This window comes from Haloprofundus salinisoli (assembly GCF_020097815.1).
In the GTDB taxonomy this organism is placed as follows: Archaea; Halobacteriota; Halobacteria; order Halobacteriales; family Haloferacaceae; genus Haloprofundus; species Haloprofundus salinisoli.
In genome coordinates, this window is record NZ_CP083663.1 from 172,440 (window position 1) to 192,009 (window position 19,570).

Sequence of the window (19,570 nt, forward strand, 5' to 3'; positions counted from 1 at the left end):
GCTCAGAGGCCGCCGGTGCGTCGGCGGTACAGTACCGCGCCGACGCCGACGAGGGCGATGGCTCCGACGCCGACGAGCGTCAGCGAGACGGTACCGCCCTCGTCGTTCGTCACCCCGACGGGCAGTCGGTAGGTGTCCGAAATCCGTTCGTTGCCGGAGGCGTCCTCGTACCGGAAGTCCATCTGCACCGGGTACGTCTTCGCCAGCGCGTCGCCGCCGACGCTGACGCCGAAGACGAGCTCGGCGCTCTCGCCCGGCGCGAGCTCGTCGACGTACGCCTCGCTGCTGTCGGTGCTGATGGGCGACTCGGGGAATATCTTCGCCGACACCTGACGGAGCGGTTCGTCGCGGTTGTTCGTCAGTTCGACGACGAGTTCACCGCTCTCGCCCGCCGCGAAGGTCGCGTTGACGCCTCGGAGGTCGAACTCGTCGCGCCGTTCGCCGATGTCGACCTGCACGTCGAGCGGGTCGCTCGTGCGCTGGGTGCCGTCGGCGGTTCGGTACTTCGCCTCCAGCGAGAACTGCCGCGGACCGGCGGCGGCGTTGTCGGTCACCTCCGTCGAGAAGTCGAACGCCGCGCGTTCGCCCGGTTCGAGCGTGCCGAGGGCGTACTCCGTCTCGACGGGGTTCACGTTCGCGTTCTGACTCTCGAAGACGAGGACGACGTTGCGAGCGGCCGTCTCGCCGGTGTTGACGAGTTCGCCCGACAGCGAGCCCTCCTTGCCGACGTACAGCGACCCCTCGACGTTCTCCAACTCGAACGTCTGTTCGGCGAGCGGGGTCACACCGAAGGAGACGGGGGCGGTCTCGGCTCTCTCGCCGTTTCCGTTCTCGTAGGAGGTGGTCGCACGCATCGTGTACGCCCCCGGGTTCGCGTTTCCGGCGACGGTTACGTCGTACTGCAGCGTCCGGGTCTCGCCGGGCTCCCACCGCTGGACGAACCGACTCGCCGACTCGCTCTCGCCGAAGCGAACGTCGGCGTTCGTCGTCTGGACGGCGACGGAGGCGTTGCGGGCGACGCTCTCGCCGACGTTCCGCATCGTGACGTTCATCGTCCCGCTGCCGCCGGCGGGCGCGTCCGTCTCGACGTCGGTGACGACGAAGCGCGCGCGGTCGTCGACGCGGACCGTCACGTCGACGGTCTCGGTCGTTCGCTCGTCGCTGTCGTACTCGTAGGTCAGGTCAAGCGCCAGGTCGTACGTCCCCGACTCGATGTCGTTAGGGACGCCGATCTGGAACTCCAGATTCGCCGGCTGTCCGTCCTGCATCGTGCCGACGAGGCGCGCGCCGGACCGAACCGTAATCGGAGTTCCGCCGGACCGGAGCGTCGCCTGGACGTTACGGGCGTTTCGGACCTGTTCGTCGACGTCTTCGGCGTCGTTGACGAGTTGGACTCCGAGCGTCGACTGTTCGCCGGGTGTGAGCGTCGGTTCGGGGACGTACACCTCGAACCGCGGGTCTTCGATGGCCGACACCGTCGACGGCGTCGTGAGCAGTGCGAGGACGAGAAGTACGCTGAGTGCCTTTCTTCGCATGTGTAGAGGGGTGCCCGGACGGCGATGGTCGACCGGTGCCGGGCGGGTCGGTCGGTGTCGACACGGAACGGTCGACTGGCATCACTCCGACGGTACACATCGGGAATACATAAGTTGTTGTAAATTTCTACAAACTACTCTCGGGTTCGCGCCGCGGTCGGTTTCGACCTCGCCGCCGTCGGAGAGTTTCGGGACTCCACGATTTGGTTCGACAGAGTGACAAGAAATATATCCTCTGAGCGTAACGTCACGGTAGATGACAGTGCCGCTCGCACAGACCGGGGCCGACCGACGTCGGGTCGTCGTCCTCGGCCACGGCGAGTTCGCCGACGGGTTCGTGGAGACGCTCCGCGACGCCGCCATCACGGCCACGCACGTCACCGAGGCGCCGTCGGCGCTTTCGGCGCTCGACGACGGACCCGTCGACTGTTTCGTCGTCGTCGCCGGCGACTCGTTTCTGACGCCGCCGGCGGAGTTATTCTCGCTCGCGCGCAGGCGAACGACCGCCCCCGGCCTGTACGTGAGCGACGAGACGGCCGCGCTTCCGCCGGCGGTCGAACAGGTTCCGGCGGACGCGACGCACGCGACGACGCGGGTCCGCCGGGCGTTGCTCGACTCGGCCGCAGACGACGTTCCCGCGTCGACGACCCCCGACTCCGTCGGCGCGTACGGGTCGACGCTCGGCCACGAACTCGGAAACCAGTTGATGAAACTCGACTTCGCGGCGGAGTCGGTGACCGACGACGACCAGGCGGTACGGCTCGACCGGGTGCTCTCGCGCCTCCGACGGCTGGCCGACGAAGCCGAAGCGGTCGGCCGCGGGACCGCCGCGCCGGAGACGGTCGAACTCGACGCCGTCGCGGCCGACGCCTGGGAGCGCGTCGAGGCGTCCGACGCGGACCTCGCCGTCGAGGCCGACCGCCCGCTGGAGGCGGACCCGCTCCTCCTGGTGCTATTCTTCGAGAACGTGTTCAGAAACGCCGTCCGCCACGGCGGCCGGGACGTAGTGGTCCGCGTCGAGACGACGCCGCGGGGGTTCACCGTCGGCGACGACGGCCCCGGCTTCCCCGAGGACGCCCGGCTGTTCGAGTGGGGTCACACCACCGGCAACGGTTCGGGCGCGGGTCTGGGTATCGTCGCCCGCATCGCCGACGCCCACGGCTGGACCGTCACCGCCTACAACGACGGCGGGGCGACGCTCGACGTACGGACCGAGTGACGAGAGCAGAAAGGTTCGAAGAGAAGGAACGCCGAGCGAACGCGGCGAGCGGCGAGAACGAACGGAGGCGAGGAGGAAACGACGACTCCTGTTACGACTACGAGGCGTCGCCCGGACCGATGGCGACGGCGTAACTTTCGGAGCCCAGTTCCTCTAGCTGGTCGGTCGTCTGCCGGCGGAGCGTGTCGAGGCGACGCTTCAGCAGTCGGTAGTTCGAGTCGGATTCGAGCCGCCGGGCGTCGTGTTCGGTCTCCAACAGCGCGACTTTCGAGGCGACGGCGAAGAACTCCTGCAACTGCGAGTCGTACGTCGCGCGGGCCAGCAGGCTCTCGACGACCGCGAAGAGGTCGTCGCGGCGGACGGGTTTGGTGAGGTACTCGTCGAACGGCATCTCCGCGACGTCGGTGGTGGGGTCGACGGCGGTGACCATCGCCACCTGCGGCGGGTTCTCCCGCTCGTACAGCGCGGCGAGCACCTCGTCGCCCGACATCCCCGGCATCCGGCGGTCGAGCAACACGGCGTCGGCGTCGAAGGCGAGTTCGAGCGCCTCCGCGCCGCTAGTAGCGGTCAGCACGCGATATCGGTCTCGCAGGCGCGCGGCGTGGCCGTGCGCGATGTCCGGGTCATCGTCGACGACGAGTACGGTGTGGTCCATGGTGCACCTCTCTTTGTGCACTATTTTCTTTCCAGGCTGTTAATATTTCGGTAATGAATCACAGTCGTCGGTACTGACAATATCGTCAGACGCCGAGCGGACACCCGCGCCGAGAGACGGACCGGGCGTCAGGAGGGAGCGACACCGAGGTCTTCGAGCGCCCAGCGAACGACTTTCGCCTCGACGACCGCCCGACTCTCGGCGTCGTCGTCGGTCAGCACGCGGTCACTCTTTGCGAGGAGCCGTCGTTCGGTCTCGGTCTGGTCGGGTTCGTCGCGAGTCGCGCTCAGCAACGCCTCGAAATCCTCGCGGAGGTCGAACGACGCGTAGGCGACGTTGCAGCGCGAGAGGGGGCTCATCCCGAGATTCGACACGAGGTCGGTGACCGTCTCCCAATCGGAGGCGCAGAAGTGAATCGACACCTCGCCGACGATGTCGCGCCACGCGATGGGGCCGCTGTTGCGCATCAGCGTCACCGCTCGCGGCGGCAGGTCGAGTCGGGCGACGGTCGCTCTTTCACCGCAGAGACAACACGGTTTCTCGGTCTTGCCCGTGTACATACCTCCGGTTAGGACCGAGTGAGTTTGGACGTGTCGAGAAAACGGGACGGGGGCGCGAGAGGCCGCGTCGGCGTTTGCGCCGACGCGATAGCACTGGTCGATGACTCACACGGTTGGCACAGGACTTTCGCGCCGTTTCGGTGAACTCACCGACGCGTTAATAATCTTTTGCCCAATCGTGATTTCAGTATCCGTATGTGGTTATATTCTCTAATGTAGTTGCTGTTCTACACTCATATCCACAATAGCGATACATTCACCCAATTAGGATCTCGGAGCTGTCGACCAGAATCCGCGTTGCCTCGCTGGCCGTCGCGTCGACGACCGAACGAAACTCCTCATGAACGACGACGACGGTCTCACCGTCGCGCTCGGCGACCGACCCAACGGAACGGCCTCGACGCCGACGACGGTCATCGCCGTCCGGTTTTTCTGCGGCTGTGCCGAACCGTCACCGCTGCAGCGGCGACTCGACCGGCGATTCGGCGTCGGCGGCCAGCCACTCGTCAGCCCACGACTCGATCTCCTCGAACACGGGGCAGAGTGACTGTCCCTTCGGCGTGAGGCTGTAGTACGTCGCCACCGGCGCGTCCTCCTCCAGTCGCCGGTCGACGAACCCCATCTCGCGGAGGTCGTCGAGCACGCGCGAGAGCGTGCGCGAACTCGCGTCCGTCGAGCGCTTCAGTTCGTTGAACCGCTTTTCGCCGTCCTGGAGGTCGTGCAGCACGATGAGTCGCCACTGTGAACCGATCTGTTCGAGCGAGTCGATGACCGGACAGACCGCCAGCGGCTTCTCGGTGTCGGGTTTGGATGACATCGGTGTTACCTGGTCACGTCTATGTCCGCGAACGGATAAATAGGTTCGTATCGAATACCAGGTAACGTGACGATACTACGTTTCACGACGATAGCAGAACCGACGACTGACTTCCGACGCGACGGACACGCAGGGGTAACGCGATGACGCTGCTGCAGAGCGCCGTCGCCTTCGACGGCCCCGCGGCGGGGTTCGCGTTCCTCGTCGGTCGCGTGCTCTTCGGGGGCGTGCTCGCGTTCAACGGTCTGAATCACTTCCTCGACAGCGACCAGATGGTCGGCTACGCACAGGCAAAAGGCGTCCCGGCACCGGGACTCGCCGTGCCGTTAACCGGTGGGATGCTGTTGTTCGGCGGCATCGGCATCGCGCTCGGAGTGCTCCCGACGCTTTCGGCGGGCGCGCTCGTCGTGTTTCTGTTGGTGACGACGCCGCTGATGCACGACTTCTGGGACGCCCCCGAAGGCCAGCAGCAGAGTGAGATGATAAACTTCCTGAAGAACGTCGCCATGCTCGGCGGCGCGCTCGCGTTCCTCGCGCTCGGCGCGGCCGGAGCGTGGCCGTACGCGCTCTGAGACGACCGCGAACGACCGCGAGCTGCCAACACGATTAACCGATCTTCGCACTAACGATTCATCCATGACCGACGCACCACCGACCACTGGACTGCACCACGTGACGAACATCTGCACCGACATAGAGGAGACCAAGGCGTTCTACGAGGACGTCCTCGGCTGGCACACGGTGAAGATGACCCAGAACTACGACGACCCGGGGACGCCGCACTACTACTTCTCCTCGACGCCCGAGGGCGAACCGGGAACGAACGTCACCTACTTCGAGTATCCCGACTCCCGCGGGGTGCCCGGTCCGGGAGCGAGCCACCACTTCGCCTTCGGCGTCGAGGACAGAGAGACCATAGAACAGTGGCGCGAACATCTCATCGACCACGGGGTACGCGTCTCGCAGGTGAAAAACCGGACGTACTTCGAGAGCATCTACTTCACCGACCCCGACGGTCTCGTCTTCGAGCTCGCCACGATGGGTCCGGGCTTCGCCTACGACGAGGAAGAGCCGGGTAGCGGCGAAATCGACCCGTTCGAGAAGGGCTACGGGGACAACTGAATGGAGGGCGCTCCCGACGCCTTCGGCTCTCCGTATCGACTGCTCGCGGGGTCGGTCGTCCCGCGCCCCATCGCGTGGGTGAGCAGTCGCAACGAGGAGGGTGTCGACAACCTCGCGCCGTACAGTTTCTTCAACGTCGTCACGCCCGACCCGCCGGTCGTGATGTTCTCGCCGGTCGGCGTCGGCGACGACAGGAAAGACACGACGAAGAACGTCCTCGCCACCGAGGAGTTCGTCGTCCACGTCGTCACCCGCGACCTCGCGGAAGCGATGAACGCGACGAGTGCGACGCTCGAACACGGCGAGAGCGAGTTCGATCACGCGAAGTTGGAGACGGTGGAGGCGACGACTATCGACGCCGCCCGCGTCGCCGACGCGAAAGTGGCCTTCGAGTGCCGCCTCTACGACGCCCACGAGGTCGGGCGGTCGACGATGGTTCTCGGCGAAGTCGTCCACGCCCACGTCGCCGACGAGCTGCTCACCGACGGGAAGATGGACGTGACGAAACTCGACGCCGTGGGACGTCTCTCGGGCAGTCAGTACGCGACGACCGACGAGCGGTTCTCGCTCGAACGGCCGCCGTGAGCCGCGTACCCCCCGCGTGAGACGCCACTCGACGACGAGACGCTCAGTTCCCTCTCTGACCAGTATCGGCTCTCGACCAGCACGTCCCACGTTCGGTCGGCCGGAGCGTCGGCGATGCGACTGGCGACGAGTCGTCGACCGAGAGGCGACGAGTAGAGCCGGGCCGACGTTCGATATAAGGATGTAAGTGTGGTATTGAGTGTTATTACTCCCTCCCTGAAAGTGTTAAGAAGGGCCGCTGGGTAGCGTGGTCCAAGATGTCACGGAGCACCAACGCACGAGACGGAGAGAAACGAACGATGAAAGACGTGAGCCACACCGCGCCGAACGGCGTCTCTGCGGACAACGTCTGGCGACGCGGCGGTACGCGAGACGACTCGGACCGCGACGACGAGTAACCGCGTTCGGCCGATCGTTCTCACTCCTCGAACACGACGAGATACACCGCACCAGCGACGCCGCCGACGAAGATCGCGACGCCGAGCACGACGAACACGCCGACGAGCGCCGTCGTCCCGAGTAACCCCGGCCCGAGAAACGTGAGCAGCGCCGCCGACACGAAACAGACGAACGCTATCGCTCCCGTAATCAGAAGCGTCGAACGCGGTGCCAGTTCGTCACCGTATGCCACACCGAGTACCAACGACGCTCCACGTAGTAAAGGGTCGCACGAGTGACTGAGTCGACATATTCGAGCGGCGTTCCTCGAATAATATCTTATCTGCAACTATTTTCACGATAGAAGTCTCGGCGAACACTCCATAATTTTATCAGGTGGTTCTACTTCGACTCGCCCGTGATAACAGTCGAGGACCTCAGAAAGGAGTACGGCGGATTCGTCGCCGTGGAGGGGAGTTCGTTTCAGGTCGACGAGGGGGAGATATTCGGCGTCGTCGGGCCGAACGGCGCGGGGAAGACGACGACGCTGAAGATGCTCTCGGGGCTCATCGAACCGACCGCCGGAAAGGCGACGGTGGCGGGATACGACGCCGCCGACCCGGAGATGCGGGCGTCGCTCGGCTTTCTGCCCGAGGAGTCGCCGCTGTACGAGGACATGACGCCGCGGTCGTATCTCCGTTTTTTCGCCGACCTTTACGACGTGCCGCGAACGGACGGAGTTCGCCGGAGCGAGGAGACGCTCGACCGATTGGAACTCGACCACCGCGACCGCCGCCTCGGCGACATGTCGAAGGGGATGAAGCGAAAGGTCGCCATCGCGCGCTCGCTCGTCAACGACCCCGACGTGTTGATTTACGACGAACCGGCCAGCGGTCTCGACCCGCTGACGACGAACTACGTCCTGGAGTTCACGAGGGAACTCGCCGCGGCGGGCAAGACGGTGCTGTTCAGCGCGCACAACCTCTACCACGTCGAGAGCGTCTGCGACCGCGTCATCATCATGAACCGCGGCGAAATCGTCGCCCGCGGCACCGTCGCCGAGATCCGCGAACGCCACGGCGAGACGACCTACCACGTGTTCACGACGGTCCCTGTCGACGGTGCCGAGCCGGTCGAAACGTCGCCCGTAAACGGGACACCGGCGCGGTATCGCCGCGTGGTCGGTGAGATGGCGGCCGTGGAAGCCGTCCGGAGCGAGGCCGAGGCGAACGGCGGCGAGGTGGCCGACATCCGCACAGAGGAACCGAGCCTCGAAGACCTCTTTCTCGACATCGCCGGCGGGGAGACACCGACTGCCCGGGGTGAGTCGTGAGCGATTCGTCGAGGAGCCTCGCTGTCCGGCTCTCGGACGGACTCGGGAACGCGGTCAGTCGACTCGTCGACTGGTTCCGGAAGACGCTCAGAGTCGCCCGCTGGGAGACCTCCAGAACGGCGGGCGTCTTCGATCGTAAGACCGCCGGTGCGGCGTTCGTCGCCGCGCTCCTCGTGGGCGCGTTCAGCGCCGCCGCGCTCTCGGCGGGCGGCGCGGGCGTCGCCCTCGACGAGAACATCTACCGCGTCGGCATCGCGCCCGACAGCCCCTACTACGAAGCGGTGGTCGAGAGTCCCCCGCTCGCGGTGCATCCGCCCGACGAGGCGGCGCTGAAAGACGGCGAGATAGATGCGTTGGTCCGAGGCAACACAGTCGACCCCGCCGACTCCGAGCGCGGCCGCGCGGCCGCCGCCGCCTACCGCTCGGCGGTGCAGTCGTACAACGACCGCCGGATGCTCGCCGAGGAGAACCAGTCGGCGGCGTACCCCGTCGTCGTCGAGGTACGCTACGACGACCGCGGGGAGGCGTCGGGCGGGTCGGCGGCGACGGACGTCGACGGCGGTGTCGACTCGTCAAGTGGTGACGGTTCGTCGTCGGCCACCGGCAGTGAGTCGGGTGCTTCGGGCGCGGCGAACGAACCTGACGGAGCCGACGATCCGAGGGACGCCGAGGAGGAGGGGGGCCTCGCAGTTCCCGACGTCGGCGGCGGCGGTGCCCTCTTCGGCGGCCAGAGCTCCGGGTCGCCCGCGGACATCGCGCCGCCGTTTCCGTTCGGGTCGCTCGTGCTCGCGTTCGCCTTCCTCGTCCCGGTGAACTTCGTCATCCAGTCGTACGGCAGTACGATGCTGAACGAGCGCATCAACCGCCGCGGCGAACTCCTACTCGTCGCGCCGCTGTCGCCGACGAGCATCGTCGCCGGGAAGACGCTCCCGTACGCGCTGGCGATTCTCGGCGTGACGACGGTCATCGCGTTTCTCGTCGGCGGGGGGCTCCTCTCGGTCGCCGCGGTGTTCCCGCTGGCGCTGGCGTACCTGGCGGCGACGTTCGTCGGCGCGATGTTCGCGCGGTCTTTCAAGGAGCTCACGTTCGTCACCGTCGCCGTCTCGGTGTTCATCACGACGTACGCGTTCGTCCCGGCCATCTTCACCGACGTGACGCCTATCGCGCTCATCTCGCCGCTGACGCTCGTCGTCCGCGACCTGCAGGGCGCGGCGGTGTCGGCGGGCGAGTACGCCTTCGCCACCGGCTCCTTCTACTTCGGGTCGGGCGTGCTGTTCCTGCTCGGCGTCGGCGTCTACCGCGAGGAGGACCTGTTCACCCAGCGACCGGTGCCGCTGAAGTTCCTCGACGCGCTCGACAGTCGCCTCTCGGGGAAGCGCTCGGTCGCGGTTCTGAGCGCGCTGTTCATCCCGTTCGTCTTCGTCGCCGAGCTGCTCACCGTCGCGGTGCTGTTCGCGCTGCCGATTCAGCTCTCGATGCCGCTTCTCCTGGCATCGATCGCCGCCGTCGAGGAGCTCGCCAAGAGCGTCCACGTCTACGCCGGGTTCGAGAAGAACCGCTTCGAGCGGTCGGTGCCGACGGCGGTCGCGTTGGGTTCGCTCTCGGCCGTCGGCTTCTTCGTCGGCGAGAAGGTGACCGCCGTCGTGCAACTCGTCGGCCTGCCGGAGCTGGCCCTCGGCCAGGCCGCGTTCGCCCCGTCGGGTATCCCCGGAATCGGCGGCGCGGGTGCGCTCGCGCTCTTGTTGGCTCCGCTGCTCCTCCACGTCGTCACGGCGAGTCTCACTGCCGTCGGCGCGAGCAAGAATCGACTCCACTACGCCGCGGCGCTGGTGGTCGCCGTCGCGGTTCACACCTTCTACAACCTCGCGGTGGTGGTCGCCCTTGCGTGACCGCCGACTCACGATCGCGCGCCGCGAGCTCTCGGTGCTGCGCTCGGAGAAGACTATCGTGCTGGCGCTTCTCATCCAGCTGTTTATCGCGGCGTTCTCGTCGTTTCTCGTCGTCGGCCTCGTCTCGCTGTACGACCCAGCCAGCGCGGACGGCTACGAAGTCGACGTCGGCGTCTCTGGCGACGCGCGCTACGACCTCGTCTACGCGGCCCACAGCGTGTCGGGGACGCAGCCGATTCTCTTCGACACGGAGGCGGCCGCACGGCAGGCGTTCGACCGTCGGCAGGTCGACGCGGTGCTCCACGCGGACCGCCGCGGCGGGCGGATACACGTCACGGCGACGGTCCCCGACGACAACGTCCGGACGACGGTGACCGTCACGCAGGTGCGCGACGCGCTCCGGGAACTCGAACGCCGCGAGCGGTTCGAGCGCTCGGGGTCGCTGTCGACGACGCCGCTGGAACTGCCGGACGCGCCGGCGTCGAGTCCGTACCACGGCTTCACTTACACGGCGCTGATTCCGCTGTTGCTCTTTCTGCCGGTGTTCATCAGCGGGTCGCTCGTCGTCGACTCGGTGACCGAGGAGTTCGAACGCGGCACGCTCGAACTGCTCCGCGTCGCGCCGCTGTCGCTTTCGGACATCGTCGACGGCAAACTGCTGGCGGCGGCGGGTCTCGCGCCCGCGCAGGCGGCGCTGTGGCTGGCGGTGCTCTCGTTCAACGGCACCGCCGTCTTCGGTGCGGGGCGACTCCTCGCGCTCGTCGCCGCGCTGGCGGTGCTCGCCGCCGGACTGGGCGTCGTCGTCTCGCTCGTCGCCGCCGAGCGCCGGACCGCCCAGTTGCTCTACTCGCTGGGCGTCCTCCTCGCGTTCGCCGGCGCGACGCTCTCTCCCGCCAGTCCCACGAACGTCGTCGCCCGCCTCGCCATCGGCAGCGCGGACGCGACGGTGACGCTCGTCGTCGCGGGCTACGTCACCCTCGCGCTCGTCGCCTACGGCGGCGTTCGGGCGGCCGTCGGTCGGTTCGACGCGACGGGCGTCTGAGAAGCGCAGACCGCTTCGACGGGACCGACTTTTTGCACCTGCGGCCCGTCTTCTCATCCGTGCGAATACTCATCGCTGGCTCCCACGGCGGCGTCGGAAAGCGCGCCACCGACCTCCTGAGCGGCAGTGACCACGAGGTCAGAGCGATGGTCAGAGACGAGAAACAGGTCCCCGAGATGGAGTCGTACGGCGTCGAGACGGTCGTCGCCGACCTCCGGAGCGACGACGACGTAGAGCGCGCAGTCCGCGACTGCGACGGAATACTGTTCGCCGCGGGCTCCAGCGGCGAGGACGTCGAGGGCGTCGACCGCGACGGGGCGATTCGGACGATAGACGCCGCAGAGACGTTCGGCGCGTCGCGCTACGTCATGCTCAGCGCGATGAACGCCGACGAACCGGAGTCCAGTCCCGACGCGCTCGGCGACTATCTGGAGGCGAAGGCCGCGGCCGACGAGTATCTCCGCGAGAGCGACCTCGAACACAGTGTCGTCCGGCCGGGAGCGCTCACCGACGAGGAGGGTACGGGCAGAATCGCCGCACGCGAGAAACTCGACGAACGCGGCGAGATCACCAGAGACGACGTCGCGGAGACGCTCGTCACGGCGTTCGAAGCCGACAACACCGTCGGCAGGACGTTCGAGATTCTCGCCGGCGACGACCCCATCGAGACGGCGCTGGAGAACCTGGACTGAGCGGCAGGTGGAACGTCACTCCGCCGACGGTGCTCGGCCGACTCCCCGTCTACGGCGCGACGAGTTCCACGACCGTCTCCGCGTCGACGACGAGGTTGTACGCCCCCTCGTCGTCGTTCCACAGACAGAGCACGTTCTCGAAGCCGAGTATCGCGCCGTACTCGGTCTCGGTGAGCTCGCGGTTCAGCGCCGACTCTCTCGTGAGCACCGCGTAGTGGTCGACCGACTGACTGCCGTCGCCGATTTTGAACACCGGGTTTCTCCCCTCGTCGTCGGCGAGGTCGTGGCTGAGTTTCACCGCCAGCAGGTCGATGCGGTCGGTGACGTGGGCTTCCATCTCGGCCATCCGCGCGTGGCGACTCCGGTCTGCGCGCAGGTCGACGCGCCGTCTGTCGTCTTTTCGGAGGATGCTGTAGGAGAACTGCACCGACGTCTTGGTGAAGGTGCCGTCGCCTGCGCCGCCCTCGTCGAGGCGGCGTTGGAACGCCGGCAGTTCCACGTCCAGACGCACGTCGAACGACCACCCGCGGTCGGTGGGCGTCATCCCCGGCCACAGTCGGAGTTCGGGCGAGTACACCGTCGCTCCCGCCTCTGACTCGACCGCGCGTTCGACTTCCCGAAGCCCGATGCTCGTGTTGCGGTCGGCGGGTGCGAGCGCGACGATAGCGCCGTCGTCGGCCAGCGCGTCGAGATACCGCCGCACCACGGAGACGGGGTCGTCGATTTCGCTCAGCACGTTGCCGAACAGCACGAGGTCCACGTCCCCGAGCGCGTCGAGGTCGAACGCCTCGGCCGTCTCGCGGTGAACCGTCGTCCGGAAGTTCTCGTTCGTCTCGTCCAACAGCCGTTCGAGCACGTCGGCGGCGGGACTCGGTTCGACCGCGTGGTAATCGACCAGACTGCCCTCGCCCAGATAATCGTGCAGGCCGAGCGCAGGGCCGCCGACGCCCGCGCCCACGTCGACGACGCGGAGTGTTCTCGGGAGCAGGCCGTTCCCGGCGAGGTCGTTCAACACGTACCCCACCTCGGCGTAGTAGTCCGCGAGGTGGTAGACGGCGTAGCCGAGCGCGGCCGTCTCGTCGTACTCCACGTCGTTCTGGTAGTAGTAGTCCTCCTTCAGCCGACGGACGGCCTCGCGGAGTTCGTCGCCCGACGCTCCGCGGTGCCAGTTCGCCCCGTACCGCTCGACGAGCAAGTCTTCGACCGCGAACGAGTACGTTTCGGGGAGCGCCTTAGGTCGCCAGTCGCGGACCGGAGCGGGCGCGTCGTCGACCGGGACGAACGTGCCGTCCTCCCGTTCGACCAGTCCGAGGTCGAACGCCTCCTCGCGCAGGGTCTGTCGGACGACGGCCGGGTGCGGGTAGCCCTCGATATACTCGGCTATCTCCTCGGGGTCGATGGGGCGGACGTTCCTGAGATACTTCGCGTTCGAGACGACGGCCTCGCGGTCGGTCATCGGTCCCCGCCTCCGTCGTTGCCGGCGTTGCGCCCGAGGTCTTCGGGGTCTGCGGTCTCGTGGCGGCCCGCCTCCCGGTACAGTCGCTCGAACGCTTCGCCGTCGGCGTCGGCAATTCGGGCGGCCGCGTCCGCGACGGCCGACGCGCCGTCGAACGTCTCCTGAATCTCCGCGTACACGCGCGGGGTGCCGCCGGTGACGGTGTCGACGACGTCGTCCAGCGCGGCGGAGACGGGGGTTGCGAACTCCTCGCGCACGTCTTCGGCCGCGAGCGCGTAGGCGAGCACCGCGGCGTGTGCGCCCGACTGGACCGTCTTCATCGCGCCGTCGTGCTCGCCGGCGGTCGTCTCGAAGACGGTGTTTCCGGCGGCCGCGAACGCCTCGTCGACGGCGTCGAGCGTCGGTCCGCCCTCGTCGACGACGGCGGCGACGTTGCCCGGCGCGTTCTCGGGGGCGAAGAGCGGGTGATAGCTCGCGCGTTCGCGGTCGGCGGCGTGTTCGCGCAGCGTCGACAGCGGTCCGGCCATCACGCCCGTTACGTCGAAGACGGCGCTGTCGGCGTTCGGCGCGTACGCGGCGACGGCCGACTCGACGGCCGAGATGGGGACGGCGAGACAGACGGCGTCGAAGCGTTCGTCAGTGTCCGTCGAGACGACGCGGCCGCCGTGGGCCGTCGCCGCCGCCTCGGCGGCCTCCGACTCCGTATCGACGAACGCCACCTCCGCCGAGAGCGTGTCGGCGACCCATCGACCCATCGACCCGGCGCCGACGATGAGCAGTTTCATTGCGCCTTCGTAGCCAACGCCGTCGCAAAAGGCGTTCGATGCCGCCCGTATCGCATTCGAACCTGTTAGACGTCCAACTTTATTACGGCCGTGCGAGACGGTGACGGTATGAGAGATACGAGAGCCGAGGACGCCAGACGGCGAACGCTCGGGGCGGCCGCGTTCGCCCTGTTGGCCGTCGCCGCGGTCGTCAGCCCGTTTCTCGCGGGTGCACACGCCCTCTGGATAGCGTTCGGGGTCGGGGCCGGCGTCGTCCTACTGGTCGTCTCGCTCACTATCGCGACGGGCTCTGACCTGAACGGGCCACCGCCGCAGCGAATCGGCTGACCGCTCTTTTTCCGCGTAACCCGCCCTCACAGCCCCAACTTCAACGCCCGATTCACCGCGAGCACCGAAAACCCGACGCCCATCACGGCGACGAGCAGACCGAGGGCGACGTCCCACCCCGCCGCGTCCGAGAGCGCGCCGACGACGAAACTCCCCGTCGCGCCCAGAAGCATGTACACCGTCCGGACGAGGCCGAACCCCACACCGCGCTCGTCGGCGGAGAGTTTGTCGATGAAGCGCGACTGAATCGGCGCGCCCCAACTCATCGCCACGCCGACCATGCACGCACCGACGACGAAGACGGGGAGCGTTGAGCCCTCGATGAGCGTCGCGTAGCCGACCACGCCGAGGCCCATCGACAGCGAGGCGGCGGCGTCTCGGTCGAAACGGTCCGACAGGTAGCCCATGACGGGCTGGGTCGCGCCGTGGACGACGAAGTACAGCGAGAAGAGCGCGCTCGCCGTCGCCACGGAGAGGTCGTGGTAGACGACGAAAAACGTCGGCAGGAAGGAAGCCGTCGCCTGCCAGGTGAACGCGCCGGCGACGGCCAGAACCGTGGTGTAGACGATTTCGGGCCGCGAGAGCAACTCGACGAGCGGCGCGAACGCGAACCGCTCGCGCATCGGCTGGTCGGGACGCTCGGGCGTCGTGGGCTCGATACGCCGCTGGAACAGGAGGAACACCGGAACCGCGGCGATAGCGCCGAGCAGCATCGAGGTGCGCCAGTCGTAGCGGGTGGCGACGAGCGCCGCGATCACCGGCACTGAGAGCCCCGCGAGCGGCCCGCCGGCGACGTGGACGCCGATGGCGCGTCCGATGTTGGAGAACTGCTTGGAGATGAACGTCGTGGCGACGGTGTAGTGGAGTCCCGCGCCCGCACCGAGCGCGAGGGTAAACAGCGCGAACGTCGGAAACGACGGCGAGACGGCCAGAAGGAGGCTGCCGACCGCGGTGAGTCCGACGGCGGTGAGGATGACGCGACGCTCGCCGAACCTGTCGCCGAGGACGCCGCTGGGAAACTGCATCGTCGCGTAGGCGGCCCACATTCCCGCGAGGGCGAGACCGACCGCGCCGTTCGAAACGTCGAACTGCGCTGTGATGTCGGGGACGACCGGACTGATAGCGAGGCGCGCGACCATCGTCGCGAAGAACGCGAGCGTACAGAGGACGAGCACCGTGTTCCGGTAACGCCAGTTCACGCCGAGAGTTGTCGACACCGGGGCAAGTGGGTTCTGATACCGGCACGCCGGGCGAGTGTCTGTAATCTGAGCAGCACTTTTGTCTGTGCGTTCGGCTTCCACCGTCTGCGCGTATTCGTGGCCGGGGCGACCGGCGTGTTGGGACGCCGACTCGTCTCGCAGTTCGTCGACCGCGGACACGAGGTGGTCGGCTTGACGCGCGACGCCGAGGGCGACGACCACGTCGCCGACCGCGGCGGCGAACCGTACCGGAGGGTCCTCTTCGACGCGGACTCGCTGGCGCTGGCCGCCGAAGGAGTGGACGTCGTCGTCCACGCCGCGGCGTCGATTCCGACCGACGACCGGAATGCTGTAGCGAAGCAGACACGAACAGTCAAGGTCCGACCACGTCAACGTGGTCCATGACCGACAAACCGCTCGACGGGCGCGTCGCCTTCATCACCGGAACCAGTCGCGGAATCGGCAAGGCGCTGGCGCTGGCGTTCGCCGACGCCGGGGCCGCCGTCGTCTCGACGGGGAAGACGATGGACGAACACGAGCGACTGCCGGGAACCGTCACGCGGACGACCGAGGAGATACGCGAACGCGGCGGCGAGTCCATCGCCCTCCAGCTCGACGTGCGCGACGAGTCGAACGTCGAATCGGCCATCGAGGAGACCGTCGACGAGTTCGGCGGCATCGACCTCCTCGTCAACAACGCGGGCGCGATCCAGTTCGGCGGCGTCGACGAGATTCCCGCCAAGCGCTTCGACCTCCTGATGGACGTCAACGCCCGCGGGGCGTACGTGACGACGCGCGCGGCGCTGCCGCACCTCCGCGAGAGCGACCACGCCCACGTCGTGATGAACTCGCCGCCGACGACGATGGAGCCCTCGCCCGGGAAGGCGGCCTACGCGCTCTCGAAGTACGGGATGACGTTCCTCGCCCGGTCGTTCGCCCACGAACTGCAGAGCGACGAGGTTGCCGTCAACAGCGTCTGGCCCGCCTCGGCCATCGAGACGGAGGCGACGCGCCACTTCGAACTCGGCCAACCCGAGGACTGGCGCACGCCGCAGGTCGTCGTCGACGCGATGCTCGAACTCGTGACCCGCGACCCGACGGCGTGCACGGGCAACGAGTTCTACGACGAGGAACTGCTCCGCGAGGCAGGGGTTTCGGAGTTCTCGCAGTACGCCGTCGTCGAGGGGACCGACCCCGGGCCGACGTCGGCGCAGCTGTTCGACTCGGGGTACGGGCGAGAGGAGTAGTTCAGCAGGGCACCCGCGTCGGTCTCAGTCGACGACGAGTTCGACGGGGTAGTCGGTGAAGTTCTCGTAGCCGTCCTCGGTGACGACGGCGATGTCCTCGATGCGGACGCCGCCGACCGTCGGGTCGTAGAGGCCGGGCTCGATGGTGACGACGTGGCCGGGTTTCAGTTCCTCGCCGTCGCTGCTGAGACGGGGACCCTCGTGGACGTCGAGGCCGACGCCGTGGCCGGTACTGTGGATGAAGCCCGTCTCGGTCGTCGGGTCGCTTCGGAACGTCGCGTGGCCCGCGTTCTCGTACACGTCGCAGACGGCGTCGTGGACCTCTTCTCCGGTCGCACCGGGTTCGAGGGCGTCGAACGCCGCGTCCTTCGCCTCGGCGGTCAGCTCGAACCACTCGCGGATCTCCGCTGAGGGTTCGCCCTTCACGAACGTCCGCGTCATGTCGGCGTGGTACTTGGTCGATTTACTTCGTGGGAAGATGTCGATGATGATGGACTCGTTCGCCAGGAGCGGTCCGCTACCGCGGTCGTGGGGGTCGGCGGCGCGCTCGCCACAGGCGACGATCGTCTCGTCGAGCGCGCAGCCCTCGCGCAGGAGCGTGATTTCGATCTCCTCTTGGACGCGCTCGCTCGTCAGCGGTTCGCCCTCGTAGACGAGCGTCCCGTCGGCGTCGACGTCGGCGGCGTGGATGAGGTCCTCCGCGGCTCTCATCGCCGCCTCGTTCGCCTTCTGGGCGGCGCGGACGTTGTCGACCTCCTCGTCGGTTTTCACCGCGCGAATGTCGCCGAGCACGTCGCGCTTTTCGACGGTCACGTCGCCGCCCTGCTCGCGGAGGCCGTCGGCGGTGCCGAGCGGGAAGCGTTCGGGCGCGAGCACGGACTCGACGCCCGCGTCGTCGAGAAACGCCGCGAGGGTCCGCGCGCGGCCCTCCTTGGATCCGTACTCGGCGAGTCGCTTCCGGTAGTCGTACTCTTCGAGGCGGAAGACGGCGTCGGCGCGACTCTCCTTCTTCGCGCGACCGTACTCCAGACCGCTGACGAGCAGGCGCGTCTCGTCGCCGGTGAACACCGTCACGAACGGGTCGGGCGCGTCGAAGCCCGACAGGTACAGCTGGTTGGAGTCGGTGCTGTCGGCGTCGAGGAGGTAGCCGTCGAAGCCTTCGGTTTCGAGATGCTCGGAGAGCGATGAGAGGTCAGGTTCCATATCTCGGAGGGGACACCGCGACGGTAAAGTGGTTCCCCTCCCGGAAGCGGAGGCAGGGTACGGAATGTGACCGCCTCCGGTACCCTGATACCGGCCCGCACAGAGTGGCGAGTATGGACGCGGAACTCTCTCAATCTCGGGTACGCGGTACGGCACGTGCACCCCCGTCGAAGAGCTACACCCACCGGGCGATTCTCGCCGCCGGGTACAGCGATGGCGCGACCGTCTACGACCCCCTCGTCAGCGCCGACACGAAGGCGACGATGCGCGCCGTCGAAGCGTTCGGCGGCGACGTGACCCTCGAAGGTGACACGCTCGATGTCGACGGCTTCGGCGGCCGCCCCGGCGTCCCCGACGACGTCACCGACTGCGAGAACAGCGGGACGACGATGCGTCTCGTCACCGCGTGCGCGGCGCTCGCCGACGGCATCACGGTCTTGACGGGCGACGGCTCGCTCCGCTCGCGCCCGCAGGGGCCGCTTCTCGACGCGGTCTCGGACCTCGGCGGCCGCGCCGAGAGTACTCGGGGCAACGGCCAAGCGCCGCTGGTGTTGAAGGGCCCGATCTCCGGAGGAGAGGTGTCGATTCCGGGCGACGTGTCGTCGCAGTACATCTCGGCGCTGTTGATGGCCGGGGCCGTGACGGAGGACGGAATCGAGATCGAGCTCGAAACGCAGCTCAAATCCGCGCCGTACGTCGACATCACGCTCGAAGTTCTCCGCGAGTTCGGCGTCAGCGCCGAAGCGACCCAACGCGGGTTCTCGGTCGCGGGCGGGCAGTCGTACGACCCCGCCGACGGCGAGTACCGCGTCCCCGGCGACTTCTCGTCTATCTCGTACCTGCTCGCCGCGGGTGCCGTCGCCGCCGACGGGGACCACGAGGTGGTCGTCGAGGGCGCGTACCCGAGCGCGCAGGGTGACGCCGCCATCGTCGACATCCTCGAACGGATGGGCGCGGCTATCGAGTGGGACCGCGAGAACGGTCGCATCACGGTCAGGAAGTCGGAACTCTCGGGCGTCACCGTCGACGTGGGTGATACTCCCGACTTGCTCCCGACGATCGCGACGCTCGGTGCCGTCGCCGATGGCGAGACGCGCATCGAGAACTGCGAGCACGTCCGATACAAGGAGACCGACCGCGTGAGCGCGATGGCCGACGAGCTGACCGAAATGGGCGCAGTCGTCGAAGAAGAACAGGACGTGCTGACGGTGATGGGCGGCGACACGTCGCTTCTGGGCGCGACGGTCGACGGCTACCACGACCACCGCATCGTCATGGCGCTGTCGGTGGCCGGACTCGTCGCCGACGGAACCACCATAGTCCGCGGGTCCGAACACGTCGACGTCTCGTTCCCGAACTTCTTCGACGTGTTCACCGGTCTGGGTGCGGACGTTCGGTTGCGGGAGTAGCGCGACGCCCCGGGCGAGCAGAGCGGTGCGCGGTCGAGTTGGCTGACAGACGGCGCGTCGACTGACGCGAACCGGGACGCCGTACACCCGCCTCGGCCGGTTCGCGGCGGTTCGTCA

Annotated in this window: 22 protein-coding genes; 13 read left to right on the forward strand and 9 right to left on the reverse strand. The window is 67.4% G+C overall.

Annotated elements, in window-relative coordinates; all coding sequences use genetic code 11:
* Positions 1-2 precede the first annotated feature (2 nt).
* Positions 3-1,535: a COG1361 S-layer family protein gene (locus tag LAQ73_RS00915; RefSeq protein ID WP_224269384.1), complete on the reverse strand. Its 1,533-nt coding sequence runs from the start codon at positions 1,533-1,535 to the stop codon at positions 3-5.
* A 256-nt stretch (positions 1,536-1,791) separates the two neighbouring features.
* Between LAQ73_RS00915 and LAQ73_RS00920 the strand changes: the two genes are divergently transcribed.
* Positions 1,792-2,754, forward strand: coding sequence for a sensor histidine kinase (locus LAQ73_RS00920; protein WP_224269385.1), 963 nt, complete (start codon positions 1,792-1,794; stop codon positions 2,752-2,754).
* 97 nt (positions 2,755-2,851) lie between these two features.
* On the opposite strand, the gene LAQ73_RS00925 is transcribed toward LAQ73_RS00920, so the two are convergent.
* From LAQ73_RS00925 to LAQ73_RS00935, 3 genes are all read right to left on the reverse strand, one after another.
* A complete protein-coding gene (locus tag LAQ73_RS00925; protein ID WP_224269386.1) occupies positions 2,852-3,409 on the reverse strand; it encodes a response regulator in 558 nt (185 codons plus the stop codon).
* 128 nt (positions 3,410-3,537) lie between these two features.
* Positions 3,538-3,969 carry a DUF7960 family protein gene (locus LAQ73_RS00930; RefSeq protein ID WP_224269387.1) on the reverse strand — a complete coding sequence of 144 codons (432 nt, stop codon included), beginning with the start codon at positions 3,967-3,969 and terminating at the stop codon, positions 3,538-3,540.
* 451 nt (positions 3,970-4,420) lie between these two features.
* Positions 4,421-4,786, reverse strand: coding sequence for a winged helix-turn-helix transcriptional regulator (locus LAQ73_RS00935; protein WP_224269388.1), 366 nt, complete (start codon positions 4,784-4,786; stop codon positions 4,421-4,423).
* Between the two features lie 152 nt (positions 4,787-4,938).
* Between LAQ73_RS00935 and LAQ73_RS00940 the strand changes: the two genes are divergently transcribed.
* From LAQ73_RS00940 to LAQ73_RS00955, 4 genes are all read left to right on the forward strand, one after another.
* On the forward strand, positions 4,939-5,358 hold the full coding sequence (locus LAQ73_RS00940; protein WP_425601137.1) for a DoxX family protein: 420 nt from the start codon (positions 4,939-4,941) through the stop codon (positions 5,356-5,358).
* A 64-nt stretch (positions 5,359-5,422) separates the two neighbouring features.
* Positions 5,423-5,908: a VOC family protein gene (locus LAQ73_RS00945; RefSeq protein ID WP_224269390.1), complete on the forward strand. Its 486-nt coding sequence runs from the start codon at positions 5,423-5,425 to the stop codon at positions 5,906-5,908.
* Positions 5,909-6,493, forward strand: coding sequence for a flavin reductase family protein (locus LAQ73_RS00950; RefSeq protein ID WP_224269391.1), 585 nt, complete (start codon positions 5,909-5,911; stop codon positions 6,491-6,493). It abuts the gene before it with no gap.
* Positions 6,494-6,750: 257 nt separating this feature from the next.
* On the forward strand, positions 6,751-6,891 hold the full coding sequence (locus LAQ73_RS00955; protein ID WP_224269392.1) for a DUF7989 family protein: 141 nt from the start codon (positions 6,751-6,753) through the stop codon (positions 6,889-6,891).
* A 20-nt stretch (positions 6,892-6,911) separates the two neighbouring features.
* Here the strand turns inward: LAQ73_RS00955 and LAQ73_RS00960 are convergent, their stop codons facing one another.
* Complete coding sequence (locus LAQ73_RS00960) at positions 6,912-7,124, reverse strand: hypothetical protein (RefSeq protein ID WP_224269393.1); 213 nt, start codon at positions 7,122-7,124, stop codon at positions 6,912-6,914.
* Between the two features lie 165 nt (positions 7,125-7,289).
* Here LAQ73_RS00960 and LAQ73_RS00965 point away from each other — a divergent pair, with 165 nt between their 5' ends.
* Genes LAQ73_RS00965 through LAQ73_RS00980 form a run of 4 tightly spaced genes read left to right on the forward strand, consistent with a single transcriptional unit; the run spans position 7,290 to position 11,827 of the window.
* Positions 7,290-8,204, forward strand: a complete 915-nt coding sequence (locus LAQ73_RS00965) for an ABC transporter ATP-binding protein (protein WP_224269394.1) — start codon at positions 7,290-7,292, stop codon at positions 8,202-8,204.
* Positions 8,201-10,093, forward strand: a complete 1,893-nt coding sequence (locus LAQ73_RS00970; RefSeq protein ID WP_224269395.1) for an ABC transporter permease — start codon at positions 8,201-8,203, stop codon at positions 10,091-10,093. Before LAQ73_RS00965 ends, LAQ73_RS00970 begins: the two co-directional genes overlap by 4 nt.
* Positions 10,086-11,135, forward strand: a complete 1,050-nt coding sequence (locus LAQ73_RS00975) for an ABC transporter permease (protein WP_224269396.1) — start codon at positions 10,086-10,088, stop codon at positions 11,133-11,135. Before LAQ73_RS00970 ends, LAQ73_RS00975 begins: the two co-directional genes overlap by 8 nt.
* A gap of 59 nt (positions 11,136-11,194) precedes the next feature.
* Complete coding sequence (locus tag LAQ73_RS00980) at positions 11,195-11,827, forward strand: SDR family oxidoreductase (RefSeq protein WP_224269397.1); 633 nt, start codon at positions 11,195-11,197, stop codon at positions 11,825-11,827.
* 49 nt (positions 11,828-11,876) lie between these two features.
* Here LAQ73_RS00980 and LAQ73_RS00985 read toward each other — a convergent pair whose 3' ends face one another.
* Positions 11,877-13,283, reverse strand: a complete 1,407-nt coding sequence (locus LAQ73_RS00985; RefSeq protein WP_224269398.1) for a small ribosomal subunit Rsm22 family protein — start codon at positions 13,281-13,283, stop codon at positions 11,877-11,879.
* Entirely contained in the window at positions 13,280-14,068 is a 789-nt protein-coding gene (locus LAQ73_RS00990) for a prephenate dehydrogenase/arogenate dehydrogenase family protein (RefSeq protein ID WP_224269399.1), read from the reverse strand. The genes LAQ73_RS00985 and LAQ73_RS00990 overlap by 4 nt, the downstream gene beginning before the upstream one ends.
* A 108-nt stretch (positions 14,069-14,176) precedes the next feature.
* On the opposite strand from LAQ73_RS00990, the gene LAQ73_RS00995 reads away from it, so the two are divergent.
* The gene (locus tag LAQ73_RS00995) at positions 14,177-14,395 is read left to right on the forward strand and encodes a hypothetical protein (RefSeq protein WP_224269400.1); all 219 of its coding nucleotides are present in this window, start codon (positions 14,177-14,179) and stop codon (positions 14,393-14,395) included.
* Between the two features lie 26 nt (positions 14,396-14,421).
* Here the strand turns inward: LAQ73_RS00995 and LAQ73_RS01000 are convergent, their stop codons facing one another.
* On the reverse strand, positions 14,422-15,594 hold the full coding sequence (locus LAQ73_RS01000; protein ID WP_224269401.1) for an MFS transporter: 1,173 nt from the start codon (positions 15,592-15,594) through the stop codon (positions 14,422-14,424).
* A 117-nt stretch (positions 15,595-15,711) separates the two neighbouring features.
* On the opposite strand from LAQ73_RS01000, the gene LAQ73_RS01005 reads away from it, so the two are divergent.
* The gene (locus tag LAQ73_RS01005) at positions 15,712-15,999 is read left to right on the forward strand and encodes an NAD(P)H-binding protein (protein WP_224269402.1); all 288 of its coding nucleotides are present in this window, start codon (positions 15,712-15,714) and stop codon (positions 15,997-15,999) included.
* Positions 15,996-16,841: an SDR family oxidoreductase gene (locus LAQ73_RS01010; RefSeq protein ID WP_224269403.1), complete on the forward strand. Its 846-nt coding sequence runs from the start codon at positions 15,996-15,998 to the stop codon at positions 16,839-16,841. Before LAQ73_RS01005 ends, LAQ73_RS01010 begins: the two co-directional genes overlap by 4 nt.
* A 24-nt stretch (positions 16,842-16,865) precedes the next feature.
* On the opposite strand, the gene LAQ73_RS01015 is transcribed toward LAQ73_RS01010, so the two are convergent.
* Positions 16,866-18,044: a M24 family metallopeptidase gene (locus LAQ73_RS01015; RefSeq protein WP_224269404.1), complete on the reverse strand. Its 1,179-nt coding sequence runs from the start codon at positions 18,042-18,044 to the stop codon at positions 16,866-16,868.
* A gap of 113 nt (positions 18,045-18,157) precedes the next feature.
* On the opposite strand from LAQ73_RS01015, the gene aroA reads away from it, so the two are divergent.
* The gene (gene aroA, locus LAQ73_RS01020; protein WP_224269405.1) at positions 18,158-19,453 is read left to right on the forward strand and encodes a 3-phosphoshikimate 1-carboxyvinyltransferase; all 1,296 of its coding nucleotides are present in this window, start codon (positions 18,158-18,160) and stop codon (positions 19,451-19,453) included.
* Positions 19,454-19,570 lie beyond the last annotated feature (117 nt).